The 17,487-nt window shown below is 67.4% G+C and carries 13 protein-coding genes; 9 read left to right on the top strand and 4 right to left on the bottom strand.

The features are described 5' to 3' along the window. Positions 1-48 precede the first annotated feature (48 nt). The 3 genes from GC150_00065 (at position 49) to GC150_00055 (ending at position 4,441) form a co-directional block, all read left to right on the top strand. Positions 49-1,971, top strand: coding sequence for a DUF4114 domain-containing protein (locus GC150_00065; protein MBI1383293.1), 1,923 nt, complete (start codon positions 49-51; stop codon positions 1,969-1,971). Between the two features lie 74 nt (positions 1,972-2,045). Further along, entirely contained in the window at positions 2,046-2,894 is an 849-nt protein-coding gene (locus tag GC150_00060) for a hypothetical protein (GenBank protein ID MBI1383292.1), read from the top strand. Positions 2,895-2,965: 71 nt separating this feature from the next. Next, complete coding sequence (locus GC150_00055) at positions 2,966-4,441, top strand: mannose-1-phosphate guanylyltransferase/mannose-6-phosphate isomerase (protein MBI1383291.1); 1,476 nt, start codon at positions 2,966-2,968, stop codon at positions 4,439-4,441. 3 nt (positions 4,442-4,444) lie between these two features. On the opposite strand, the gene GC150_00050 is transcribed toward GC150_00055, so the two are convergent. Beyond that, positions 4,445-5,641 carry an alpha/beta hydrolase fold domain-containing protein gene (locus GC150_00050; GenBank protein ID MBI1383290.1) on the bottom strand — a complete coding sequence of 399 codons (1,197 nt, stop codon included), beginning with the start codon at positions 5,639-5,641 and terminating at the stop codon, positions 4,445-4,447. Here GC150_00050 and GC150_00045 point away from each other — a divergent pair. From GC150_00045 to GC150_00030, 4 genes are all read left to right on the top strand, one after another. Further along, positions 5,640-6,119, top strand: a complete 480-nt coding sequence (locus GC150_00045) for a 4Fe-4S dicluster domain-containing protein (protein ID MBI1383289.1) — start codon at positions 5,640-5,642, stop codon at positions 6,117-6,119. The two genes, GC150_00050 and GC150_00045, sit on opposite strands and share 2 nt — an antisense overlap. Positions 6,120-6,186: 67 nt before the next feature. Next, positions 6,187-8,028, top strand: coding sequence for an aldehyde ferredoxin oxidoreductase (locus GC150_00040; protein ID MBI1383288.1), 1,842 nt, complete (start codon positions 6,187-6,189; stop codon positions 8,026-8,028). A gap of 99 nt (positions 8,029-8,127) precedes the next feature. Next, positions 8,128-9,393, top strand: a complete 1,266-nt coding sequence (locus GC150_00035) for an NAD(P)/FAD-dependent oxidoreductase (protein MBI1383287.1) — start codon at positions 8,128-8,130, stop codon at positions 9,391-9,393. A gap of 3 nt (positions 9,394-9,396) precedes the next feature. Next, entirely contained in the window at positions 9,397-9,645 is a 249-nt protein-coding gene (locus tag GC150_00030) for a thiamine biosynthesis protein ThiS (protein ID MBI1383286.1), read from the top strand. 63 nt (positions 9,646-9,708) lie between these two features. Here the strand turns inward: GC150_00030 and GC150_00025 are convergent, their stop codons facing one another. From GC150_00025 to GC150_00015, 3 genes are all read right to left on the bottom strand, one after another. Continuing rightward, the gene (locus GC150_00025) at positions 9,709-10,641 is read right to left on the bottom strand and encodes a TIGR02186 family protein (GenBank protein MBI1383285.1); all 933 of its coding nucleotides are present in this window, start codon (positions 10,639-10,641) and stop codon (positions 9,709-9,711) included. Further along, complete coding sequence (locus tag GC150_00020) at positions 10,638-11,570, bottom strand: TSUP family transporter (GenBank protein MBI1383284.1); 933 nt, start codon at positions 11,568-11,570, stop codon at positions 10,638-10,640. The genes GC150_00025 and GC150_00020 overlap by 4 nt, the downstream gene beginning before the upstream one ends. A gap of 301 nt (positions 11,571-11,871) precedes the next feature. Continuing rightward, complete coding sequence (locus GC150_00015; GenBank protein ID MBI1383283.1) at positions 11,872-15,417, bottom strand: hypothetical protein; 3,546 nt, start codon at positions 15,415-15,417, stop codon at positions 11,872-11,874. Between the two features lie 280 nt (positions 15,418-15,697). Here GC150_00015 and GC150_00010 point away from each other — a divergent pair, with 280 nt between their 5' ends. Beyond that, entirely contained in the window at positions 15,698-16,174 is a 477-nt protein-coding gene (locus GC150_00010) for a hypothetical protein (protein ID MBI1383282.1), read from the top strand. Positions 16,175-16,301: 127 nt separating this feature from the next. Beyond that, on the top strand, positions 16,302-16,775 hold the full coding sequence (locus tag GC150_00005; protein ID MBI1383281.1) for a YjbQ family protein: 474 nt from the start codon (positions 16,302-16,304) through the stop codon (positions 16,773-16,775). The last annotated feature ends 712 nt before the right edge of the window (positions 16,776-17,487 follow it).

The following is a 17,487-nucleotide window of genomic DNA, read 5'->3' as shown; positions in this document are numbered from 1 at the left end:
CGGCCTGTCCGCAGTCACGGCGACATATATTCTTGAAGGGCGAAGACAATGGAAAAGTATTCTGGAACGAGTGGCTCCGACGGACTTTCCGGCGGCAACGAGGGTAACCTCATCATCGGGCTGTCGGGCAACGATACGATCAACGGTCGCGGTGGCAACGACGTCCTGATCGGTGGCGGCGGAGGTCGGCACGCCCTCGACCTCGACAATATTGCGATCAGCGAGAACTTTTCCGGCCGGGTCACATTCGAGGGTGAGACGGCCGGCTTCAAGAACGCGATCGGCATGTACCGGATCGGCGCCGACGGCACGGTGTCTGGCGTCGAAATCCTCTTTGCCAATGCCTCCCTCAAGGGCAGCGGTGGAGAGCTGATCGCGGGTGTCAGCGGGCTCGACGTGAAGTTCGCCGCCGGGGAGCGAATCGGCTTCTTCCTGGTCCCGAACGCCTATGCGAACGCCAGCAACGCAAAGCTGTTCCAGGCGGCCGCGAGCGGGGGGCAATTCGCGTTGGTCGATGCGAACGGCAATCCGGGGAACGTCAATTCCGGCAGCCCGATGGGGCTCGTCTGGACCGATCCGGCAGGCGTCGGTCACAAGATCACGGGGCAGTACGGACACGAGGTCTTCACCTCCGCCAGCGGGTCCAGCGCTTCGCTCAACAGTGACAAGCTCGTCCACGCCAAGGGCACGGTCGACGTCGCGTCGGGGACCGTCCGCATCGGGTTCGAGGACCTCAAGGGCGGCGGTGACCGCGACTACGACGACAGCGTCTTCACCCTGAACATCGGGCAGGCGAACGCCGCACTCATGGTCGAGGGGAGCGGAAAGCCATCGGCATCCGGCGACGATGATACGATCCGTGGCGGCGCGGGCAACGACACCATCCTCGGCATGGCGGGAAATGACCGGCTCTTCGGCGGACGCGGTGAGGACGTGCTCTACGGCAACTCGGGCAACGACCTCTTGAACGGCGGGGCCGACAACGACCGTCTCCATGGCGGCAAGGGGGACGACCGCGTCCTCGGCGGGGCGGGGGACGACCTCCTCCATGGTGACAGCGGAAACGACAAACTCAATGGCGGGGCTGGCAACGACCAGGTCCATGGTGGGGAGGGCAACGATGTGCTCCTCGGAGCGGCCGGTGATGACACGCTGCACGGTGGCGTTGGCGACGACCGCTTGAATGGCGGTGTCGGCAACGACCAACTCCACGGCGAAAGCGGCAACGACCGGCTGCATGGCGGCAAGGGTGACGACGAGCTTTACGGCGACAGCGGCAACGACGTTCTGGTCGGTGGCGAGGGCAATGATCTCCTCGACGGGGGCAGCGGCAACGACGTCATCCATGACGGCGCCGGCGACGACAAGGCGTTCGGTGGTGACGGCAACGACCGCTTCGTGGCGGGTTCCGGCAGCGACAGTTACGTCGGCGGGTCGGGCACCGACACGCTCGTGCTCAACCGCGCCGCAGAAGGGGTCAAGGTCGACCTTCACGCCAAGACGGTCGATGCCGGCGATCTCGGAATGAAAACGGTCGACGGCATCGAAAACGTGGTCGGCAGCAAGCACGACGACTGGTTCCTCGGCGACAAGCGTGCGAACGCGTTCGTGGGCGGGGCCGGCGACGACTGGTTCCGCGGCAAGGAAGGCGCCGACGTGTTCACCGGGGGTGCGGGTTCCGACACGTATGTCTGGTTCGCCAAGGACATCGTGGATGAAAAAGGCCAGCACCATGGCGTCGATACCATCCGGGATTTCCGCAAGGGCGACGTGCTGGACTTCTCGAAGCTGCTCGATGGTCGCGAAGGCGAGGACTTGTCCTCGCTGGTGCGGGTGGACAGCGTGAAGGGCGGGACGATGGTCTCCGTCGATCTCGGTGGTTCGCACGGCTTCGCGGAAGTCGTGTTCCTTTCGGGCGTCAGCGGGCTGGATGTCGACGTTCTCTTCGATCAAGGTGGTCTCGTGGCGTGAGGCACCTCGTGGACGCCGGCGCGGACCTGGTTGTGGGGGCATCAGGTCCGCGTCGTCGTGTGGCGTCCCGGCAGATGATATTGCGCACCATGGTGCAATGGCGGGATGCGCGCCTCGCTCTCGGGCATTTCGTGCTGCTCGCCGGGCTCGTGGTCTTTGCTCGTCCGGTGGTAGCGTCGGGGATCATTTCGGGCGCCTGCGGCTTCGTGCCGGCTCACACGCTGCAATTCGACCCGCTGCAGCCAATGCGGGGTGAACTTTCGGGCTGGGGTCTCGGTCAGACGGCTTCGGTCGGAGCGGGGGGCGTGCTTTCCATCCTGCTGCCGGAGGGCTCGATCAATCCGGGCAACCGGCAGGCGCCGCGCGGCGGCATCGGGCTGCGCTGGCGGCCGGGCGGCCTCGCGGGCGCGCGACGGGCCTGCCTCAGCTACCAACTTCATCTTCCACACGATTTCGAGTTCGCGCTCGGCGGCAAGCTGCCCGGCTTCATCGGCGGGGACGCCCCGACCGGGGGGCGGGCGGCCGAGCTCGGGCGCGGATTCTCGCTGCGGCTCATGTGGCGGCGTGGGGGGCGGGGGGAAATCTACGCGTATGTCCCGGGACATCCGGTGGGGCGCGGCGCGAGCATCGCGCGCGGCGCCTGGCGTTTTCCGCGCGGGCGCTGGGTGGCGGTGAGCGAGGAGGTGCGTCTCGAGCGGCCGGGTCAGCGCGACGGCCTCGTTCGGGTCCTGATCGACGGCGTCGAGGTCGTGCGGCGCGAGGGCCTGGTGATCGCGGGCGAAGGGGTCGGCATCGACGGCGTTGCGATCGACGTCTTTTATGGCGGCAAGAGCCGAGAGTGGGCGGCGCCCCGCGATACGCGCGTGCTGCTTTCCGAGATCCGCATCGATCTGCCGGCGACCGGGGAGGAATCCGCCGAGTAACGGAACATTAGCCTTGACCCGTCATAAGGCCCCGTTGGATCGTCGTTGATCGGGCCGGGGGAATTCGAGGTATGAGTGGGCTTTCGCGAGTTCAGGCGTTCATCATGTCGGGTGGAACCGGCACGCGACTTTGGCCCCTTTCGCGCCGGGCGATGCCGAAGCAGTTCCTCGATCTGTTCGGTGATGGCAGCCTCTTCCAGCAGACCGTAAAGCGCCTCGCCGAGGTCGAGGTCGGCCGCGTGAGCCTGATCGGCGCCCTCGAGCATCAATTCATCTTTCGCGATCAGCTCTCCGAGATCGGCGCGAACGCGCATCACCTCGTCCTCGAGCCGATCGGGCGAAATACGGCGGCCGCGGCGGCAACGGCGGCGCTGCTCGGCTATCGTGACGATCCCAACGGTGTCGTACTGCTGGTGCCCTCGGACCATGTGATACGTGACGTCGCGGCCTTCGGGCGGGGCGTTGCGGCCGGGGTCGAGGCGGCACAGCGCGGAGCGATCGTCACCTTCGGCATCGTGCCGGATCATCCGGCGACCGGGTTCGGCTACATCGAGGTCGAGCGCACAGCGCTCGATGGAGCGCCGGCCGGGCCGCTCGCCGTTGCCCGCTTCACCGAAAAGCCGGACCTCAAGATCGCAAAACGCTTTCTGGCCGATGGTCGGCATTTCTGGAATTCGGGGATGTTCCTCTTTTCCGCCCGGGCCATGCTGGACGCATTCCGCACGCATGCGCCGGAGGTTCTGCGGGCGGTCGAGCGTGCGCTCGAGGCTGGGCGGGTCGATGGGGGCACCACGGAACTGGCGATGGCGCCGTTGCGCGCTTGCCCGAGTATCTCCGTCGACCATGCGATCATGGAGCACGTCGGCAATATCCTGACTGTGCCGCTCGAAGCGGGCTGGAGCGACCTCGGGGCGTGGGACGCCGTGTGGGCCAACGGCTGCGATCGCGGCCGCCAGGACCGCAACGGAAACGTCGTCAATGGCGACGTCATGGTGCACGAGGCGCGCAACAGTCTGCTCTATACGACGGGCCCCGCGATCGCGGCGCTCGGGGTGGAAGACATCTGCGTGATCGCGACGCACGACGTCGTGCTGGTGTTGCCGCGCAAGGACGCCCAGGACGTCGGCAAGCTGGTCGCGGCGTTGCAGCGCCAGGGCCGCGAGGAGGTGACGATGCATCCGCGCTGCCACCGGCCATGGGGCTGGTACGAGCGGCTCAGCATCGGAAACCGCTACCAGGTGAAGCGGATCATGGTGAAGCCGGGCGGCAAGCTCTCCCTGCAGAGCCACATGCATCGCTCCGAGCACTGGGTGGTGGTCTCGGGCACGGCGCGCGTGACGGTCGGCGACTATGCAAAGACGATCACGGAGAACGAGTCGGCCTACGTGCCGGTCGGAGCGGTACATCGCCTCGAGAACCCGGGCAAGATCCCGGTGCATATGATCGAGGTGCAGTCGGGAGCCTATCTCGGCGAGGACGATATCATCCGCTTCGAGGATATTTATTCGCGGGTGACGACGGAAGGCGCCGAACCGGCCAAAGCCTGAGGCTCAGCTTGCGAGGCGAGCCGCTTCGGCGAGCGCTCCCGTCATGAAGGCAAAGCTCGCCCCGGCCACCCGCGAGGAATGGCGGGCGCGAAGGTAGCCGTGCACCAATTGCGGCTCGTTGCGCCAGACGCAGGGCACGCGGGCGGCCGCAAGGGCCCTTGCATAATTCTCGGCATCATCGCGCAAGGGATCGAACCCCGCCGACGTCATCCACGTCGGCGGCAGACCAGTGAAATCGCGGGCCGCGAGCGGGGCGAGGTCCTCGTCCGGCTCGTGGTCCCAGTCTTCGCGGGCCGTGTAGGTCGCGAAATAGAACCGGCAGCCGGCGGTCGAAAGGATCGGAGCGGCTGCGTTTTCCTCGTATGAGCCGCCGATGGGGCGCGCACCGAGGCAGGGGTAGATCAACAGCTGGGCGAGCGGCATCGCCACGCCTTCACGCCGAGCCCGGAGCGAGACGGCGGCGGCGAGGTTGGCTCCCGCACTGTCGCCAGCGACGATGATGCCGCGGGCACCCGCAGCGAGCAGGTGGCGATAGGCCGAAAAGCTGTCGTCGATGGCGGCGGGATAGAGGTGCTCGGGCGCGAGACGGTAGTCGACCGAGGTCAATGGAAGGCCACTCCCGTCCGCAAGCTCGGCACAGACGTCGTCGTGGCTGTCGAGATCGCCAAGTATGAAGCCCCCGCCGTGCATGTAGAGGACGTGCACGCCGGCCCTGGCACCCGCCGCCGCCGGAGCGGACCGGTCGGGGCGATAATGCCGCAAGGGGATGGTGAGGCCCGAGGGTCCGGCGATCCGCTCGTCGCGCACCGCCATGCCCGCGGGGCGACCGGCGTAGAAGCTTCGGCAGACCTCGGCATAGGCGGCGCGCATCTGGGCAATGCCGATCGCGGGCTGGCCTGCCGCGTAGAAGGCCGCGGTGCGTTCGATGAAGTCCAACACCTCCGGGTCGTTTGGCGTCGTAGCGGTCATCGCGAACTCCTCGCCGGGGCCCTGTTGCACCCCCGGCATCGGTCGTCGCCGTGGGCCAGGGGCCTGGTCCGAGCGCCATATCAGACGATCCCGGGGCCCGCCGCAACGGTGTTGGCAGGGCCGGCAGCGCGCCGGCGGGAGGGGGTGGACGGCAGGGCGACAATCGGGGCATTGTGCGCGACGAAAGTCGGGTGCCGGTGGGCCCGCGCGAGCATACGGGAAGCATACCATGCAAAAGGCGTTGCTGATCGATCCGGAGAAATGCACGGGCTGTCTGCAGTGCGAGATGGCGTGCTCGTTCGAGAACGAAGGGGTGTTCAATCCGGCCAAGTCGCGGATCAAGATCTTCGAGTTCGAGCACGGCCTGAAAGCCATCCCCTATACGTGCACGCAATGCGCCGAGGCCTGGTGCATGCACGCCTGCCCGGTCGAAGCGATCACGCAGAACTCCCTTACCGGAGCCATGGAGGTCAACGACAGCGTGTGCGTCGGTTGCAAAGTGTGCACGATCGCATGTCCGTTCGGCACCGTGAACTACAATCCGGACAGTGGGAAAGTGATCAAGTGCGACCTCTGTGGCGGCAACCCGGCGTGCGCGAGCGCCTGTCCGACCGAGGCGATCACGTATGTCGACGCCGCGTGGCTCGGCTACGAGCGCATGAAGGCGCATGCAGTTTCCGGGCACGGCCGGCCGGCCGGTGGCGCCTGAGCCCGGACAGAACGCAATTCGACCGACGGCGCGGCGCGCCGAAGCCAACGAGGCTGGAGAGAAACGCATGAGCGGCTATCAGAACAAGGTGCTCCGGGTCGATCTGACGAAGGGCAAGGTGTGGTCGGAGCCGCTCAACGAGGAGTGGCGCGAGGACTACATGGGCGAGCGCGGGCTCGCCACGAAGTATCTCTATGAAATGATGGATCCCAAGACCGATCCAATGAGTCCGGAGAACGTCCTGATCTTCGCGACTGGGCCACTCACGGGAACGATGGCCTCGACCAGCGGGCGCTATGCGGTGGTCACCAAGGGGCCGCTGACGAACGCCATCGCCTGCTCCAACTCGGGCGGCAAGTTCGGCGCGCAGCTCAAGTATGCCGGCTACGACCTCCTCATCATCGAGGGCCGCTCGCCAAGCCCGGTCTATCTCCACATCGAGGACGACGATGTCCGGCTTCTGCCGGCCGATGAAATCTGGGGCCAGACCGTGTGGTTCACGGAGGAGTGGCTGCGCGTGCGTCACCAGAACCCGCAGCTGAAGGTCGCGAGCATCGGGGTCGCCGGTGAACGTGGGGTGTACTACGCCTGCGTGGTCAACGACCTGCATCGGGCGGCCGGGCGCTCGGGCGTCGGCGCCGTGATGGGCTCGAAGAATCTCAAGGCGGTCGCGGCCCATGGCACCAAGGGGGTGCGCGTTGCCGATCCCAAGCGGTTCATGGAGGCGGTCGGCGAAGCGAACGCCTTTCTCGCCGCCGACAATGGTCGCAAGAGCCTCACCAAGCACGGCACCCAGGCGATGTTGGGCACCATGCAGCAGTTCGGTGGCCTGCCGACCCGCAACTTCCTCGAGGTCCAGTTCGAAGGCGCGGACAAGGTCGGAGCACGGGCCATGCGTGAACCGAAGGCCAACGGGCATGTCAACCTGCTGACCAACAAGGCCTGCTTCGGGTGCACCATCGCCTGTGGCCGCATCGCGCACATCGACGCGAACCACTTCACGATCGTCAACCGGCCGAAATACCGGCACGCCTCGGGCGGTCTCGAATACGAGACCGCATTCGCGTTCGGGCCGGCCTGCGGGATCGACGACATCGATGCACTGACCTTCGCCAACTTCCTGATGAACGAGCACGGGATGGACCCGATTTCGTTCGGCGTGACGCTGGCGGCGGCGATGGAACTCTATGGGCTCGGTCTCATCAGCAAGGAGGAGACCGGCGGCGTCGAACTCAAATTCGGTAACGCCGAGGCGCTCACCATCATGGCGGAAAAGACCGGGCTCTTCGAAGGCTTCGGGCAGGTGCTGGCGCTCGGCTCCAAGCGGCTCTGCGAAAAATACGGGCGGCCCGATCTCTTCATGGGAGTGAAAGGCCAGGAGTTCCCCGGCTACGACCCCCGGGCCCTACAGGGCATGGGCCTCGGATATGCGACCTCGAACCGGGGCGCCTGCCACATGCGCCACGATGTCTTCGAGCAGGACATGGAGGACCAGACAGGTGCCGGCAAGGCGGACTCCTGCAAGCGCAGCCAGGACGTCGGTGCATCGGTCGATTCGACCGGGCTCTGCCTCTTCACGATCGGCATGGGTGTCGATCGATACGTGAGCCAGCTGGACGCCGCCTGCGAGAGCAAGTGGACGGCCGACCGCTTTCGCGAGACGGGAGAGCGAATCTTCACGCTCGAGCGGCTCTACAACCTCGAGGCCGGGTTTACCCGGGCGGACGATGATTTGCCCGTGCGCCTCAAGACGGCGCCGGCGCCATCGGGAACGGCAAAGGGCCAGATCGCCGAGATCGACCGCATGATTCCGGAATATTACGCGCTGCGCGGCTGGACCGGCGAGGGCGTGCCGTCGGCGGATACGCTGTCGCGCCTCGGGATCGCCGCGCGCCAGGGTGCCAACTGAGGTGAGGCGCGGCTCGAGCCGATGCTTGTGCCGGCGGTGCCGCTAGAGGTGCCGGGCGGTGCTGCTTTCGGTGGCGCGCGGAGGTGGAATGCGATGGCGATGAATGAGACAGCCCCATACGTCGTGCTCGGCGCGGGCCCGGCTGGGGTCGTTGCGGCCGAAGCGCTGCGCGAGATCGACCCGGCGCATGCGGTGGTGCTGGTCGGTGACGAACCCGAGCCGCCCTATTCGCGGATGGCGCTGCCCTACCTGCTGGCGGAGGACATCGGCGAGGACGGCACGTGGCTGCGCCGCAAGCCGGGGCATTTCGATGGGCTGGGGATCGCGGTTCGCCGCGGGCGCGCCACGAATGTGGATACGGCGACAAGGACCGTTACGCTCGAGAACGGAGGCGTGCTCGGATACCGCAGCCTGCTGATCGCAACCGGGTCGCGCGCCACGCGGCCACCAATCCCGGGTATGGATCTCGATGGCATCGAGAATTGTTGGACGCTCGCCGACGCGCGGCGCATCGCCGCCGCAACGCGGCCCGGGGCGCGCGTGGTCCTGATGGGCGCCGGGTTCATCGGTTGCATCGTGCTCGAGGCGTTGGCGGCGCGCGGTGTCGCGCTGACGGTCGTCGAGATGGAAGACCGCATGGTGCCGCGCATGATGGACCGCGCCGGCGGCGACATGATCAAGCGCTGGTGCGAAGGCAAGGGCGTTGCGGTGCGTACCGGCACGCGCATTGTCGGAATCGAAAGGCAGGGCGGTGGATTGCGGCTCGCGCTCGCCGACGGCGGGGCGCTCGATGCCGACCTCGTCGTTTGCGCGACAGGTGTCCGGCCCAACACGGCGTTCCTCGACGGTAGCGGCATCGCCACCGGCACCGGGGTGATCGTCGATGACCATCTCGCCACGAACGTGCCCGGCGTCTATGCGGCGGGCGATGTCGCGGAAGGCTTCGATTTTTCAACCGGCGCTCACCAGATCCACGCCATCCAGCCGACAGCAGCGGATCACGGCCGCGTCGCGGCGCTCAACATGACGGGGCGGCCGACCCGCTATCGCGGCAGCCTTTCGATGAACGTCTTGAACACGCTCGGCCTCATCTCGTCATCGTTCGGCCAGTGGGACGGGGTCGCGGGCGGTGAGACGGCGGTCCTCTCGGACCCGGAGCGGTTCCGCTACATCCGACTGTCGTTCGAAGGCGACGTGCTGGTCGGGGCTCTGGCGCTCGGTCTCACCCAGCATGTCGGCGTGCTGCGCGGGTTGATCCAGACGCGGGTCCGCCTCGGGCATTGGAAGGAGCGGCTCAAGGACAATCCGCTGCTCATGATGGATGCCTATCTCGCCCGCACGCAGGGCGCGGTTTTCGGGATTTAGCCGATGGCGATTGCACTCAAGGTGCGGGTGGCGGACGTCTATGCCCAATATCTCGGTGGCCGGGAGGAGGCCGAAATCGAGGTTGTGGAGGGGGCGACGGCGATCGACCTCTTGGAGCAGCTCGGCATGGCGAACTCGCAGGGCTACCTGGTGCTGCGCAACGGGGCCGTGCAGCCCAAGGCAAAGCGCGGCACCGACGCTCTCGCAGCCGGGGACGAAATCGCCATCCTCATGCCGCTCAAGGGCGGTTGAAATCGCGCTCGGTGGGGCGGTGTGCGTACCACTGGGGGCGAAACGGAGCGGGGCTCGGCCCGATCAGTCCTTGCGGAACAGCAAGGTGGCCCCGAAGCCGGCCAGAACGGCGATGAGCACCGCAACGACGCCATAGAGGAACGGCTGGTCGGTCGCGAAATTGTGGATCGCGCGTTCGACGCCGGCCCGCTCGAGGTTGAGCGTGGTGGAGTAGGAATCGATGAACACGCCCTTGTGGAACAGGGCGACCCGCATCTTGAAGTCGCCGACGGGCACGTTCGCGGGCAGGTTGATGGTGGCACGGAACAGACTGCGGCCGACGAACGAAACGCCGGTGTTCTGCACGCGATAGAGGCCGCTCTCGGACTTGATCCGGGCGATGGCGGTTCGATAGTCGATCTCCTCGCCCTCGCGGAACGTGCCGATCGGGATGAGCTTGAGGCTATCGAGGCCCAGCCCCAGCCAGTTGCGCAATTGCGGGCGCGCGATCGCCTCGATCGGCCGGTTGGAGGCGATCGCATAGTAGCTCGGGACGGCCTTGTAGGAGCGCGATTGCGTGTTGATCCAGATGGCGCCGATGCGGTTCTTCTGGCGCACGACGAGGTTCTCGCGCGGCCCCTCCAGCAAAACGACGATGTCATAGAAGCCGTCGTCCGCGGTTTCCTTGCGGCTGTTCTGGATCGCCCCGAAGATCACCACCTGCACGCCGGTGAAATCGGCTTTGATGTCGATGCGCCGGGCCGAAATGTCCGCCTCGACGAACTCGCCGGTCGGGCCTGGTATGGCCGCGACCGCCGGGGCCGCGGACGCGCTCTCTGCCGGAGCGGTCGCCTCGGCCGCCGCGGGTTCGCGTGGTCCCGAGAGGGCCAGCCCGATGATCGCAAGGCCGATGGTCAGAACGGTTGCCGCCGGCGATGCCCTGCGTGCGGGTGCCCCGCCGGGGCGTCCAACCGAGCCGAGCTCCCCCGACTGCCTTCGTGCGTGCCACGCCGTCACTGGGCGCCCCCATCGCGCACAGGGGCGATCGAGTAGAGCTCGTCCGGCGTCAGCACCAGGTCGAAGGCCAGGCGGATGGCGACCGCGAGGACCATCAGCGCGAGAAGCGCGCGCAACTGCTCGCCGCGCAGCTTCTGGCCGGCACGCACTCCAATCTGTGCGCCGATCACACCACTGATGATGAGAAGCAGGGCGAGGACCGCGTCGACGGTCTGATTCTCCGTGGCATGCAGGATCGTGGTCACCGACGTGACGAATACGATCTGGAAGAGCGATGTCCCGACGACGACATTGGTCGGCACCTTCAGGAGATAGATCATGGCGGGAACCATGATGAAGCCGCCGCCGACGCCCATGAGGGCGGTCAGTACGCCGATGAAGAGGCCGATCAGAAACGGTGGGATCGAGCTGATGTAGAGCTTGGAGCGCTTGAAGCGCATCTTGAGCGGCAGTTTGTGGATCAGATTGTGTTGACCGGAGCGGCGAAGCTCGATCGATTGCCCGGCTCGGACCTTGCGGATCGCATTGAGGCTTTCGACCAGCATGAGGGAGCCGACAATGCCGAGGAACACGACGTAGCTCAGCGAGATGGCCAGATCCACTTGGCCGAGGTCGCGCAGCACCCGCACCAACAGCACGCCCAAGACGGCGCCGATGACGCCGCCGACGAGCAGAACCGTGCCGAGCTTGACATCGACATTGCCACGGCGCCATTGCGCGAGGGCCCCCGAGACCGAGGACGCGACAATCTGATTGGCTCCGGTCGCGACCGCGACGGCAGGCGGGATGCCTGCGAAAATCAACAGCGGCGTCATCAGGAATCCGCCGCCGACGCCGAACAGACCGGAAAGAAATCCCACCGCGCCGCCCATGCCGAGGATCATCCAGGCATTCACCGAGATTTCCGCGATCGGCAGATAAATGTTCATGACGACAGGGGCACGGGTGCTCAGGCGGAACGGGGAAACGACAACGACGCCGGCGCCGCCTTCTGGTCGCGGCCCGACTCCGAACGGGTCAGAGTAAGCGCCGGTTGCTCGTCAGCGTCAATGCCGGGGCCCGTGTGGCACCATGCTTCAAGGCCGTTTGGTCCCAAAGCGCCTTGCGCGCGCGCCGACCGAAGGCACGAACCTGGCTGTGCCTCGCCAGATTACCAATGCGAATAAGGGCGGCCACGTCGGCCGCCCTCCAGTGTTTTCGTCTTTCCAGGCGTTGGCCGGGGGTACCGGCTCAGCCTGCCGCCTGGCGCAACCGATCGAGAATGGTCGGCGAGAGGCGGCCGGTCGGAACGAGGCCGATGCGTGCCTCGAAGCGGCGCAAGGCGGCTGCGGTCTGCGGTCCCATCTGACCGTCGGCGACGCCCGGCTCGTAGCCCAGCTTCTTGAGCAGGCGCTGGGCCTCGGCAACCATCGGATCGGTGCGCGGCGCGATGGCGGCCGGTGCCGGCGCGGTCGTGGTCGCCTGGCCGACGGGAGCGATCGAAGCAATGACCGTGGGAGCAGGAGCGGGAGCGGCGGCATCGGCCCGGGCCGCGACGACCATGTCGTCGTAGTTGACGGCGGGGTCGATGGACTGGGGCCGCCAGGAAGCGGCCTGGGCCTTGGCCGCGGCCATGGCCTGAGGTGCGATCTCGGCACCGAGCGCGTCGCGTCGCTTGGCGGCGGAGGTATCACCGCCGGCCGCGGCGATCTCGAACCACTTGTAGGCCTGGATGTAGTTGCGGGCCACGCCGAGGCCGTTCTGATAGAGGATCGCGAGGTTGAACTGGCTGTCGGCAAGGCCGTGGTCGGCGGCCTTCTCGAACCACTGCGCGGCCGTGATGTAATTCGGCTCACCCTGGCTGTCGCCCGCCACGAGCACGGCGAGGTTGTGCATCGACTTCACGTGGCCGACGCTGGCGGCGCGCTCGTACCAGACGCGGGCCCGCGCGAGGTCCTTGGCGACGCCGCGTCCACGCTCGAAGTGCGTGCCGAGCCGATATTGGGCCGGGGCATAGCTGGCGGCGGCGGCGCGCTGGTACCAAGCGATCGCCTGCTGTTCGTCGCGTACGCCGAGGGCACCGGTCGCGAGGCGGGAGGCGACGATGAACTGCGCCTTCGGGTCACCCTCGGCCGCCATCAGGCGCTCCTCGAGCGTGCCCGCGCCTTCCGGGGGCAGCTTCAGCGCGGAAACGCCGGCGGCGAGCGATGCGAGGTCGCCGACGCCCTGACGCGTTTCGGCATCGATCGCGGCGGGCTGGACCATGGCGCGGTCCAGGGTGCCGACGTCAGCCGAAGCTCCGGTCGCCGGGGCAATCAGCGGACGGTCGATGTCGGCCTTTCCGATGTCTCCGCCGGTGCCGTGGTCCACCACGATTCCGAATGGCGAAGCGCCGAGGTCGATCGACCGATCATCGCCGACCAGGCGGCGACCGTTGGCAAGGCTCGATTCGCGACCGCTGCCGATGCTACCGCTGGTCGGTGCGAGTTGACCCGACGGGGCAGCGCCAGCGGACGGGTTCACCGGCGCCGGAGCCGAGGTCTCAGCGGCAGTTGTCGAGGGTGCGTTGCGGTTGTTGATCTTGGAATAGACGAGCCCGGCGCCGACCGAGAGCAGCACGACAATTGCGACGAGGAGCACGGGCCGCGGACTGAAGCGGCCGAGCGAGAAGAGGCCACCGCTCGATTTGGCCGCCTGCTTGGCGCGCATTTGCGAGGTGGTCGAGGCGCGCGGCACGGCAGGAGCGGCGCTCGCGGCCGGTGCGGCTCCCGATCCACCGGCGATCTGCTCCTGGGCGGAGCGGGCGACGCGGCGGGCGGCGGCAAGGAAGTCCTGCCCGGAGATGCGCACCCGGTTGCCCTCGCTTGCGGCTTGGCTGGCCGCCTGCTCGGCCTGCTCGCTGGCGATGCGGCTCGTCATGCGCTGACGCAGACGCTGGATTTCGCCAGCTGGTGCTGCCTCCTCGGCTTGGACGTGGGCGCGATCGGTGATGTGCACGCGCGGTTGCGCAGGCGCGGCCTCCTGGGGAGCGGCGGCCGGGCGCATGCGGCCACGGGCCGGGACATGCTCCTCTTCGACCGGCTCCACTTCCTCGTCGTATTCGAACTCCCCGGTCCCTGTGTCGTGCTGGGCGAATTCGTCCGAGACTTGCGCTGCGACTTGGGATGGTGCCGTGTAGACGTCACCCGCCGGAGCCGCGCCCTCGTCTTCGACGTAGTCGTAGCCCGGGTCGCCGGCGGCAATCGCCTCGAGCTCATCGATGCGGTGGACCAGCTCGAGAAGCGCCGCGTTGACCATCTGGAGGTCGGAGGACTCGCCTTCAGAACGCGCGCGATTGCTCTCGGCAAGTGCGAGCACAAGCTCGTGCAGAGCATCGAGTTTTTCATGCGCGGTGTCGGTGGCCATGGCGGACGCGCCGATCCCGGCGGTGGTGCCGGCCAGGGCCTGCTCGATGAGGCCAGGCAGCTCGGAGCGCGTGCCGGAGACCTCGTCATAGAGGCGGGCGATGCCCTCCTCGATCTGCTCGATGCGTTCGCTGCCGGCGCCGATGCGATCGATCTGGCCGAGCATGTCGGCGATGTGCGCCTCGATGGCGGCGACCATCTCGTCGTTGCCGCCGGAGTTCTGGAGCGTGACGACCTTTGCATCGAGCGCGTCGATGCGGTCTGAGAGGCCTTCGATGATGCCGGCCGGCACGGCATTGGCGATCGAGCGCTCGATGTCGGCGGCAAGGGCGTCGAGGCGTTCTGCGAGCGCCTCCTCGTCGATGCCGACGGGAACAGGTGCGCTCACCGCGAGCACGTCGACCGGGCTCGGGGTCGGGGCGGGCGACGCCATCAGGGGCGCCGCCGCGAGGGGTTCGGCGGCCGCAGCCTCCGTCTGGACAGGGAGCGTTGCGGCGACGACCTGAAGTCTCGGGCGCGTCGCCTGCTGCGCCGGACGTTCAGTTTCGGCGTAAGCCTTTGCGAGCGCCTCGGCGGTCTCCTCGTCCCAATTGGCGTTGTCGTTCCAGCCGACGAATACCGCCTCAGGTGCCGGAACGCTCGAATCCTGCGGGGTCGAGGATTCGTCCCCGGCGCTCTCGTCGGTCTCGAACCGGTCGTCGTCGGACGCCGAGGCGTCGAGGTGGGAGGGCGCCTGCGCGGCGGTATCGGCGGGAGCGGCCGCGAGCAGCACCGGGGTGCCCGGCGCGACGGGATGCATGGTGCCGTCGTCCTCGGCGAGGGCGGCGCGGATCGAAGCGTAGATCTCGTCGAGCGAGCCGACAGCGCCGGCCCGGTCGGCCTCCGGCATCGGGGACTCGTCCTCCTCGGTCAAAGAAGGCGTCGGCTCCTCGTCCGGCCAGCCGGCCTCGGAGACGGTGTCCAGGGCGGTCACGGAATGGTCCGCAGCAGACGAGGTCTGTGGCATGACGCCGACCGCGGCCATCGCCGGCGCGATGAAATGGCCGCTCTCGATGCGATCGCGAGTCTCGCGCAGGTGCTGGGCGAGTTCGAGAAGCTGCGACTGGATCGAAGCAAAGCTGTGCGAGCATTCCTCGGAGCCGGCGGGTGCCGCTTCAGCGCCTCGTTCGGTGAGATTGCCGAGGCGAGTTTGCAGATCGCGCAAGGCCGCACCGTGGCGGCGGTCGCTGTCGGCGATCTGAGTCGCCAATCGGCTCAACAAGGTGCGCAGATCGGCATCGAAGCGGGCCTCGCCGCCACGTGCCGTCGATCCTTCGTGTTCGTGCGCAGCGCCTGGGCGCGCGTCCGGCTGGTCCACCTCATGGCGGACACCGTCTCTTGCCATCATCATCATCCCCAATCGACCGTTGTGTCTTCGACACGCGCGTCAGGCGGGATCCGGGAACAAGAGGCGACGGAGGATCGAAAGCTGCCCACTTTGCCAACGCACGTGAGTGCGGATCCGAACGCGGGCACAAACGGCGGACCATGGAAACGAGACTGGCAAGTGAGCGTAAATGTTCGGTTAATCAGAGCGTTGATCTCTGGCGCGAGGGCATGTCTGGTGATTTCGCGAGCCAGGGTCTAGGCTTTGCGCAGGGCTTGGGGTTCCAATCCAGCAAGGAGGTGGCACGATGCGTGTCGCGCAAATCATGATCGTCGCGGCACTGGCGCTCGCCGGTGTGGCGGGAGTGGCGGCCGCCGCCGAGATCGGGCGCTATGCTTGGTCGCAGACACCGGACGGTCTCGCTAGGCTCGATACCGCTACGGGGGCCGTTGCCCTCTGCCGAAGCGTGGACGGGACGCTCGAATGCACCGGCGGTGTCGGCGCGTCGTCGCCGACCGACGGGGAGGCCGGCGCGCTGCCCGATACGGAGCTCGGCGACCTGCGACGTCGCCTCGATCGTCTCGAGAGCCGGAATCTCGAACTCGAGGCACTCGTGGCGCGACTGGAGGCGCAAACGAATTCCCCGCCCGCGGCCGGTCTCACACTGCCGAGTGAGCAGGAGGTCGACAAGATGATGGGCTTCTTCGAGGGCACCTTGAAGCGTTTCAGAGACATGATGAAAAGTCTCGAGGAGCCGAACGACCGGCGCGGTGTGCCGCTCTGAGAGACGGGTATGTTGCCGCCGTCGGGGACTTGGGCGGGCGGCGGACGGACACCCGCCCACGCCCCGTCGCGGTCCGGGTTCGTGGAGCGGTCGGATCGCAGGAACCGAGGGGGGCGAAGGTGAGGGAATGCTGAAGGGCCACTACCGCCCCCTCTGGCACGTGGAGCAGAAGTTGTTGGAGCAGCGACGGACCGTCCTCGAAGTGGCGACGCGCGGAAAGCGCATGCACGACATTACGGATCGGGTCGCGGCATGGCTTGCCGAGGTCGGGGCGCAAGAGGGACTACTGACGGTGTTCCTGCAGCACACGTCCGCCTCGCTCACGATCCAGGAAAACGCGGATCCGACTGTCCAGTCCGATCTCCTGGACGCACTCGAGCGCCTCGCGCCCGAGGACGGGGGTTACCGTCGCCGCAGCGAAGGGCCGGACGACATGCCCGCACACATCAAGGCGATGCTGACCTCCGTCAGTCTCGCCATCCCCGTGATCGATGCGAGCATGGCGCTCGGCACCTGGCAGGGCGTCTACCTCGTCGAGCATCGGGCGGCGCCACATGCGCGAAACGTCGTGCTCCACTTCGTCGGGAGCGTTTCGGGCTGAGCCCTCGCGGCATCAGGGGCGCCCGTTCGACGCTCTCAATCCAACCGCTTATCGGCTTGGCGCGCGGCCATGAACGCGGCGATGTGGAAGCGCGTCTGGTCGAGTGGGTAGCGGCTTTGGCGGCCAACGGGGCAGGCATTGCGCGCCGCGCATCCGCCGTCGAGGCAACGGGCGCCGTCCGTGGACTCGAGAAACGAGGCGCAGCGCGGGACGTCGTAGTCGCCTTCGCCGAATGCCCCGACCGGGCAAGCCGAAAGGCAGGGGCGCCCCGGGCAGACCATGCAGGGCGGCGTGCCCCTCGCAACCTCGGGTAGCGACAATGGGGCGGCAAAGAGCAGAGCGGCGCGATAGGCATGGTCCAGCCCGTGGATGGGGTGGATGAGCAGGCCGAGCGGTGAGACCGTCACGTCCTCGGCGGCCATGGCCCACCGCTGAAAGGGCAGGTAGGGGCGGTCGCTCGGATAGACGTCGCGGGCGCCGAGGCGACGGGCGATCGGGGCGACGGTGCGGCGGGTCCAGCTGTCGAGCGGGTGCGGCTCGTTGCGCCGTCCGGCAACGAAGTGGGGCCAGAGCGTGGTGCCGAAATTGCCAATCAGGACGACGGCCGCGGCCGGTGAGCCGTCCACCATGCTCGCGGCGAGTGGTCCCTCGGCCGCAAGGAGGGCCCCGCCGCGCACGGCAAGGCCCGTCTCCGCGAATTCCTCCCCGATGC

The organism is Hyphomicrobiales bacterium, assembly GCA_016125495.1.
GTDB lineage: Bacteria > Pseudomonadota > Alphaproteobacteria > Rhizobiales > RI-29 > RI-29.
Note: the sequence above shows the minus strand (reverse complement) of the source record. Positions and strands in the feature narration are given on the sequence as shown.